Raw genomic sequence first — 6,834 nt, 5'->3', positions numbered from 1 at the left:
AAGTAGACCGATGCATTAAGAAAAGTGTGTATTCAGACCCATATTAGCTAATAAGAGTTCCAATGGGAGCGATTTTTATTATCTTTGCTTGTTTTGTGACCAGAAAGTTTTATACCAATCTAAGTAAGTATATGGTCAGTTTGCATTAAGTAAAAACTAAGGGCACCTCTGCTAATAGCTGGGTGTTTGGCTCTTACCCTATAAAGTCTTTTTCAGATTGGTATTAGATGTTGGGTTTTGTGATCATTATCCGCTTCTTACTTCACCTCTTAGTTGAAGCCCAGTACACTCAAGTCTGTTTCTTGTTAATGTGACCACTTACTCCTTATGACGTTAAACATGACCCCCAGTGCCCGATATCATGCCGATTTGCGCCGTGATGATTTTGTTGCCGATTCAGCACAGGCTGAGGCGGTGGCGCATTTGCAACGCCTTTTTGATGACTTACAAACGCGACCACCTGCGCCACCTAAGTTGAGCTGGTGGCAAAAAATGGCCGGGCATAGGCCTCCCGCTAACCCTGCCATCACTGGGCTCTATTTTTGGGGCGGAGTTGGGCGTGGTAAAACGTATTTAATGGATACCTTTTATCAGTGCTTACCTTTTGACAATAAACTAAGAATTCACTTTCATCATTTTATGTTGCGAGTGCATCAAGAGCTCAAAAGTTTAAAAGGACAGTCAGATCCACTTAAGGTAGTGGCAGCACGGCTTGCACAACAAACGCAGATTATTTGTTTTGACGAGTTCTTTGTCTCTGATATTACCGATGCAATGATTTTAGGGACTCTGTTTGAGTATTTATTTGCCCATGAAGTAATTCTAGTGGCGACCTCTAACATTCCTCCAGATGAACTGTATAAAAATGGTTTGCAACGGGCCCGTTTTTTACCGGCGATTGAGTTGATTAAGCAGCGCTGTGAGGTGGTAAATGTCGACTCAGGCATCGATCACCGATTACGCACATTAACGCAGGCCGAAATCTACCATGCTCCTTTGGACGAACAAGCGAGGCATAATTTAGAAAGCTATTTTGTCCGCTTAAGCCAAGGTGCAAGCCGCTGGGAACAAGATATTGAAGTTAACCACCGATCATTAACCACCTTAGCAGAGGGTGATGGCGTACTTTATATTGATTTTCAACAGCTCTGCTGTAGCGCGCGCTCACAGAATGATTATATTGAGCTTGCTCAGCGTTATTCAGCGGTCTTGCTGGCGAATGTGCTTCAAATGAACAGTGATACTGATGATGCCGCTCGGCGTTTTATTGCAATGGTCGATGAATTTTATGAGCGACATGTCAAATTGATTATGTCGGCTGAGGTTGAGATGGAGCAACTTTATAGCGGAGGGCGCCTCAGCTTTGAGTTTAAACGCTGCTTATCGCGGCTGACTGAAATGCAGTCTCACGAATACTTAGCCTTAGAGCATCTTCCTTAACGCCCAGTGGGCTGTGTTAGTAAGCCTTTTGCACCCGTTGCCTTGGAATATGTATTTACTAGGGCGCAGATAAATAGCTAACGTTGTAACTAAAAGCAGCCTGAGTTTGATGACAGATTGAGAATTTGTTAAAACCTGTGTGGCATTGGATGCTTTGTTAGAGAAAGGTCTTTCTTTAGCGGGGGGAGAATGCCAAAATATGCAGCCCAGTATCAGGGCATGATATTGGCATAAGGCTGAGCGAATCGACTATCTTTAATGGGCATTAAAAATAGTAGGTGATTTTTACGGCAACTTTACCTATAATCGCTCTGCCCACGTTACACTGCTGTCTAACGGACGGCATCACTGTAAACAGACTGATACTCGAAGGGGTATGTGTTTGCTCGTGTTTTGCGCTATTGCGCAAGTGTATATTCATTTTAAGTAATTTGGGTTCATCCATGAAAACTTTTGTTGCTAAGCCAGAAACCGTAAAGCGTGACTGGTACGTTGTTGATGCAGAAGGCAAAACTCTAGGTCGTTTGGCCACTGAGATTGCGCTTCGTCTGCGTGGTAAGCATAAGCCAGAATTTACCCCGCATGTTGACTGTGGCGATTACATCGTTGTTGTTAATGCTGAGAAGGTTCAGGTTAGCGGTAATAAATCTGAAGACAAGATTTACTACTCTCACACCGGTTTTCCGGGTGGCTTGAAATCAATTAACTTTGAAAAGCTAATTGAGCGTAAGCCAGAGATGGTAATTGAGTCTGCCGTTCGCGGCATGCTGCCTCGTGGCCCTCTAGGTCGTGCCATGTTCCGTAAGATGAAAGTCTTCTCGGGTGCTCAGCACAACCATGCAGCGCAACAACCACAAGTACTGGACATTTAAGGCGGGATTAGGCAAATGGCAGAAACTCAATACTACGGTACTGGCCGTCGTAAAAGCTCAACTGCACGAGTATTCGTGAAGCCGGGTAGCGGCAATATCGTAATCAATAAGCGTTCTTTGGATCAGTATTTTGGCCGCGAAACTGCCCGCATGGTAGTTCGTCAGCCTTTAGAACTGGTTGAAATGACTGAAAAATTTGACCTATACATCACTGTTGCTGGTGGTGGTATCTCTGGTCAAGCTGGTGCGATTCGTCATGGCATTACACGTGCCCTGATGCAATTCGACGAGACATTGCGTAGCTCTCTGCGTAAAGCAGGCTTCGTAACTCGTGACGCTCGTAAAGTTGAGCGTAAGAAAATCGGCCTACATAAAGCACGTAAGCGTCCTCAGTTCTCTAAGCGTTAATTGGGAAGACGATTTACAACAAAAGCCTGGGTTTGCCCAGGCTTTTTTTATGTATGTTGAAAGTTTTTTGTGTTGTTTACGCTTTTGTAAGACAGAACAAGTAATAAAGAGGCGTGAATTGATACCTTTCTCTAACTTGTAAAATGCCTCGTTTTTCTTTAGAATTTCTGGGTTTAGTGACAGTTGAAACCATAATATCCGCCGCAATTGTCACAAGTCGTCATGACGCATGGAACGAACAATAAAAACGCGCGGAGACCAAATGGGAGAGTTTTTGGATGAGCAATGCGCCAGTTGATACCGGTCGCCGCAGATTTCTGACCTGGTCCACCACAGCAGTGGGTGGGGTCGGTGCTGCATTTGTCGCTGTACCTTTTATTTCTTCATGGAATCCTAGCGCCAAAGCAAAGGCGGCCGGGGCTCCAGTGGAAGTGGATGTCAGCAAAATAGAGCCGGGCCAGTTAATCCGGGTAGAATGGCGAGGTAAGCCTGTTTGGGTGGTCCGTCGTAACCAAGCTACTATTGATTCTCTGGCTAAGTTAGATGACCAGTTGCGAGACCCTCATTCTGATGAGCCGCAACAGCCGGAATATGCACAAAACGAATATCGTTCAATTAAGCCTGAATTACTGGTAACCGTTGGTATTTGTACCCATTTAGGGTGCTCGCCGACCTATTTGCCAGATTCTTTTGGTGAACAGGTCAAAGGAGTTACCGCTGGTTTCTTCTGCCCTTGTCACGGTTCCAAGTTTGATATGGCTGGCCGCGTTTTCAAAAGCGTTCCTGCACCATTAAACCTGGTTGTCCCCCCTTATTACTATGTCAATGACGCGACCATTTTAGTGGGCGAAGACAAGGAAGGAGCCTAAGTATGCTGGGTAAAATCGTATCTTGGATTGACGAACGGATCCCGATGACGGCGACCTACAACAAGCATGTAGGCCAATATCCGGCGCCAAAAAACTTTAACTTCTGGTACTTCTTTGGCTCATTAGCCATGCTAGTGTTGGTCAATCAGATCCTTACGGGTGTCTGGTTAACCATGAACTATAATCCTTCCGGTGAAGGTGCCTTTGCGTCTGTTGAATATATTATGCGTGATGTAGATTACGGCTGGTTACTGCGCTATATGCACAGTACTGGAGCCTCTGCGTTTTTCGTGGTGGTGTATCTACACATGTTTCGTGGCCTAATTTATGGCTCTTACCAGAAGCCGCGTGAGCTGTTGTGGCTGTTTGGTATGTTGATCTTCTTGGTGCTAATGGCAGAAGCCTTTATGGGTTATCTGTTACCTTGGGGACAAATGTCATACTGGGGTGCACAGGTGATTATCTCGCTATTCGGGGCGATTCCCGTGATAGGTGATGACTTAACCTTGTGGATCCGCGGTGACTACGTTATTTCTGGTGTGACTCTAACGCGTTTCTTTGCCTTGCACGTGATTGCGCTGCCATTGGTATTAGTAATCTTGGTGTTTTTGCACATAGTAGCATTGCACGAAGTGGGTTCTAACAACCCAGACGGCATTGATATTAAGAAAGTAAAAGATGAAAACGGCTGGCCAAAAGACGCGATTCCGTTCCACCCTTACTACACCGTAAAAGACGTAGTGGGCGTAGCTGGTTTCTTGTTTATTTTTGCCTTCTTTATCTTCTTTATGCCTGAAGGGGGCGGTTACTTCCTAGAAGCGCCAAACTTTGAAGCGGCTAATAGCTTGAAAACTCCAGAGCACATAGCTCCTGTTTGGTATTTCACGCCTTTCTACGCCATTTTGCGTGCTGTGCCTGATAAGTTGGCCGGTGTTATCTTAATGGGGCTGTCTATTGCCGTGTTGTTTGTTCTGCCATGGTTAGACCGTTGTAAGGTTCGCTCATTCCGCTATCGCAGTAAGCTGCACTTGTGGAATATCATTATGTTTGTGATCTGCTTCATTATCTTGGGTGTATTAGGGACCTTGGCTTCTACGCCGGCTCTTACCTTGTTGGCGCAGATTTGTTCATTTGGTTATTTCGCTTTCTTTGTACTGTTATTTTTCTACAGTAAGAACGAAAAGACTCAACCACTGCCAGAGAGGGTGACATTCAAATGAAGAAGTTAATCATTGCTGTACTCGCCTTTTTGCCAGCGTTGGCCTTTGCCTCAGGTTCGGTCAAGCTAGACAAAGCGAATTATGATCTCACTGATAAAGCGTCACTACAAAGCGGTGCAAAGTTGTTTATGAACTACTGCGCCGGGTGTCATAGTACTCAGTATCAACGCTATAACCGTGTTGCGAAAGACTTAGACATTCCTGAAGATGTGATGCAGGCAAACCTTAATTTCACCGGTGTCGCCATTGGTGATTTGATGACGAACTCTATTCCTGAGAAAGACGCGGCTAATTGGTTTGGTGCTCCGCCTCCAGACTTAACTCTGGTGGCCCGAGTGCGTGGCACCGATTGGTTGTACACGTACTTGCGTTCTTTTTATAAGGATAGTGAGCGTCCGTTTGGGGTAAACAACTTGGTGTTTCCATCTGTGGGTATGCCCCATGTGCTAGAACCATTGCAAGGTAGTGCTACGTTAAAAACGCAAGTGCATACGGTAGACGGTGAAGAAGTAGAAACACCGGTTGGCATTGAAGTAGATGGTAACGGCGAGCTAACAACAGAAGAATACGATAAAGCGGTATTAGATATTGTTAACTTCTTAGCTTACTCCGCTGATCCCATTAAGCTAGAGCGTCACCGCATCGGTTATTGGGTGCTGGGCTTTTTAGTTATTTTCTTCATTTTTGGTTATATGCTGAAGAAAGAATACTGGCGTGACGTACACTGATTAGACATCGTCTAAGCTAAGTTTTGGGGCGGCAATGGAACTATAGTGTCCATTGCCGTTCCTCTTTATGATTTGTGGAGGATTTCATGGCAGTTGCGGCTAATAAACGCTCCATCATGACGCTGTTTTCTGGCGCCGATGATATTTACAGCCACCAAGTACGTATTGTCTTGGCGGAAAAAGGCGTGAGTGTTGAGATCAGTCAAGTAGAGCTTGATGCGCTACCCGAAGAAATGCTGGAGCTTAATGCGTACGGCACGCTACCGACCTTGGTCGATCGCGAGTTGGTATTGTATGAGTCAGACATTATTATGGAATATTTGGATGAGCGTTTTCCTCACCCACCCTTGATGCCTGTGTACCCGGTTGCTCGCGGTAACAGTCGCTTAATGATGCACCGTATTAAGCAAGACTGGTATTGTTTAGTTACACGGATTCAGCGTAACGAGAAAGCAGATGAAGCGCGCAAAGAGTTACGCGAAGCTTTGTTAGCGGTCGCGCCTGTGTTTGCTGAGTATCCGTATTTTATGAGCGAAGAGTTCAGCTTGGTTGATTGCTATATGGCACCTTTGTTATGGCGCCTGCCTTCTCTTGGCATTGAGTTGTCGGGTAAAGGAGCGAAAGAGCTTAAAGGGTATATGATCCGTCTGTTTGAGCGTGAGTCTTATCAGGCTTCTATGACTGAAACTGAACGTGATCTTGGTGGTAAGATTTAATATGGATAACTTGACACCCAGCCGCCCTTATTTGTTGCGTGCTTTTTATGAGTGGTTATTAGATAACGAACTGACACCGCATTTGCTGGTGAATGCAGAGTTACCTCATACATTGATACCGCAGCAGTATGTAAATGATGGCCAAATAGTGCTGAATATAGCACCTCAGGCGGTTGTTGGCTTACAAATAGATAACGAGGCCGTCACCTTTAGCGCGCGTTTTGGGGGCTCACCGTTTCAGGTGTACGTTCCTATGGCGGCAGTGGTGTCAATTCAGGCGCGTGAAAATGGTGCAGGTACCTTTTTCCCGCCTGAAGCTGCGTACGAAGCGTGGCAAGCCACTTCTGAAAGTGAGTTAACGGTATTAGATAGTTCCGCCGTTGATGAAGAGCCGGAAGAAGGCCCCACTCCCCCTAAGAAAGGCAAGCCCAGCTTGCGGGTAGTTAAGTAGCAGCAATAATGAATAATAAAAAACGCAGCCAATAGGCTGCGTTTTTTATGGCTAATGTCACGATTGGTATAATACCAATCTAAGTAAGTATGTGGTCAGTTTGTATTAAGTAAAAACTAAGGACTATTTT

8 protein-coding genes are annotated in these 6,834 nt (G+C 45.3%); all 8 read left to right on the top strand.

Features of this window, described 5'->3' with window-relative positions; genetic code table 11:
* Nucleotides 1-327: 327 nt before the first annotated feature.
* Nucleotides 328-1,440 carry a cell division protein ZapE gene (gene zapE / locus ACTHY5_RS04025; RefSeq protein WP_441876716.1) on the top strand — a complete coding sequence of 371 codons (1,113 nt, stop codon included), beginning with the start codon at nt 328-330 and terminating at the stop codon, nt 1,438-1,440.
* Nucleotides 1,441-1,883: 443 nt separating this feature from the next.
* The gene (gene rplM / locus ACTHY5_RS04020) at nt 1,884-2,312 is read left to right on the top strand and encodes a 50S ribosomal protein L13 (protein WP_441876713.1); all 429 of its coding nucleotides are present in this window, start codon (nt 1,884-1,886) and stop codon (nt 2,310-2,312) included.
* A gap of 15 nt (nt 2,313-2,327) precedes the next feature.
* Nucleotides 2,328-2,720 carry a 30S ribosomal protein S9 gene (gene rpsI / locus ACTHY5_RS04015; RefSeq protein ID WP_208005111.1) on the top strand — a complete coding sequence of 131 codons (393 nt, stop codon included), beginning with the start codon at nt 2,328-2,330 and terminating at the stop codon, nt 2,718-2,720.
* Nucleotides 2,721-2,998: 278 nt separating this feature from the next.
* Nucleotides 2,999-3,589 (top strand): ubiquinol-cytochrome c reductase iron-sulfur subunit, encoded by a 591-nt coding sequence (gene petA / locus ACTHY5_RS04010; protein WP_441876710.1) that lies wholly within the window; start codon nt 2,999-3,001, stop codon nt 3,587-3,589.
* Nucleotides 3,590-3,591: 2 nt separating this feature from the next.
* Nucleotides 3,592-4,809 (top strand): cytochrome b, encoded by a 1,218-nt coding sequence (locus ACTHY5_RS04005; RefSeq protein ID WP_441876707.1) that lies wholly within the window; start codon nt 3,592-3,594, stop codon nt 4,807-4,809.
* On the top strand, nt 4,806-5,537 hold the full coding sequence (locus ACTHY5_RS04000) for a cytochrome c1 (RefSeq protein ID WP_441876704.1): 732 nt from the start codon (nt 4,806-4,808) through the stop codon (nt 5,535-5,537). Before ACTHY5_RS04005 ends, ACTHY5_RS04000 begins: the two co-directional genes overlap by 4 nt.
* Before the next feature lie 86 nt (nt 5,538-5,623).
* Nucleotides 5,624-6,253, top strand: a complete 630-nt coding sequence (gene sspA, locus ACTHY5_RS03995) for a stringent starvation protein SspA (RefSeq protein WP_441876701.1) — start codon at nt 5,624-5,626, stop codon at nt 6,251-6,253.
* Between the two features lies 1 nt (nt 6,254).
* The gene (locus tag ACTHY5_RS03990) at nt 6,255-6,704 is read left to right on the top strand and encodes a ClpXP protease specificity-enhancing factor (protein WP_441876699.1); all 450 of its coding nucleotides are present in this window, start codon (nt 6,255-6,257) and stop codon (nt 6,702-6,704) included.
* Nucleotides 6,705-6,834 lie beyond the last annotated feature (130 nt).

The sequence above is a fragment of the Oceanisphaera sp. genome, assembly GCF_052084945.1.
Lineage (GTDB): Bacteria > Pseudomonadota > Gammaproteobacteria > Enterobacterales > Aeromonadaceae > Oceanimonas.
This window is presented reverse-complemented; position numbering and strand designations above follow the sequence as displayed.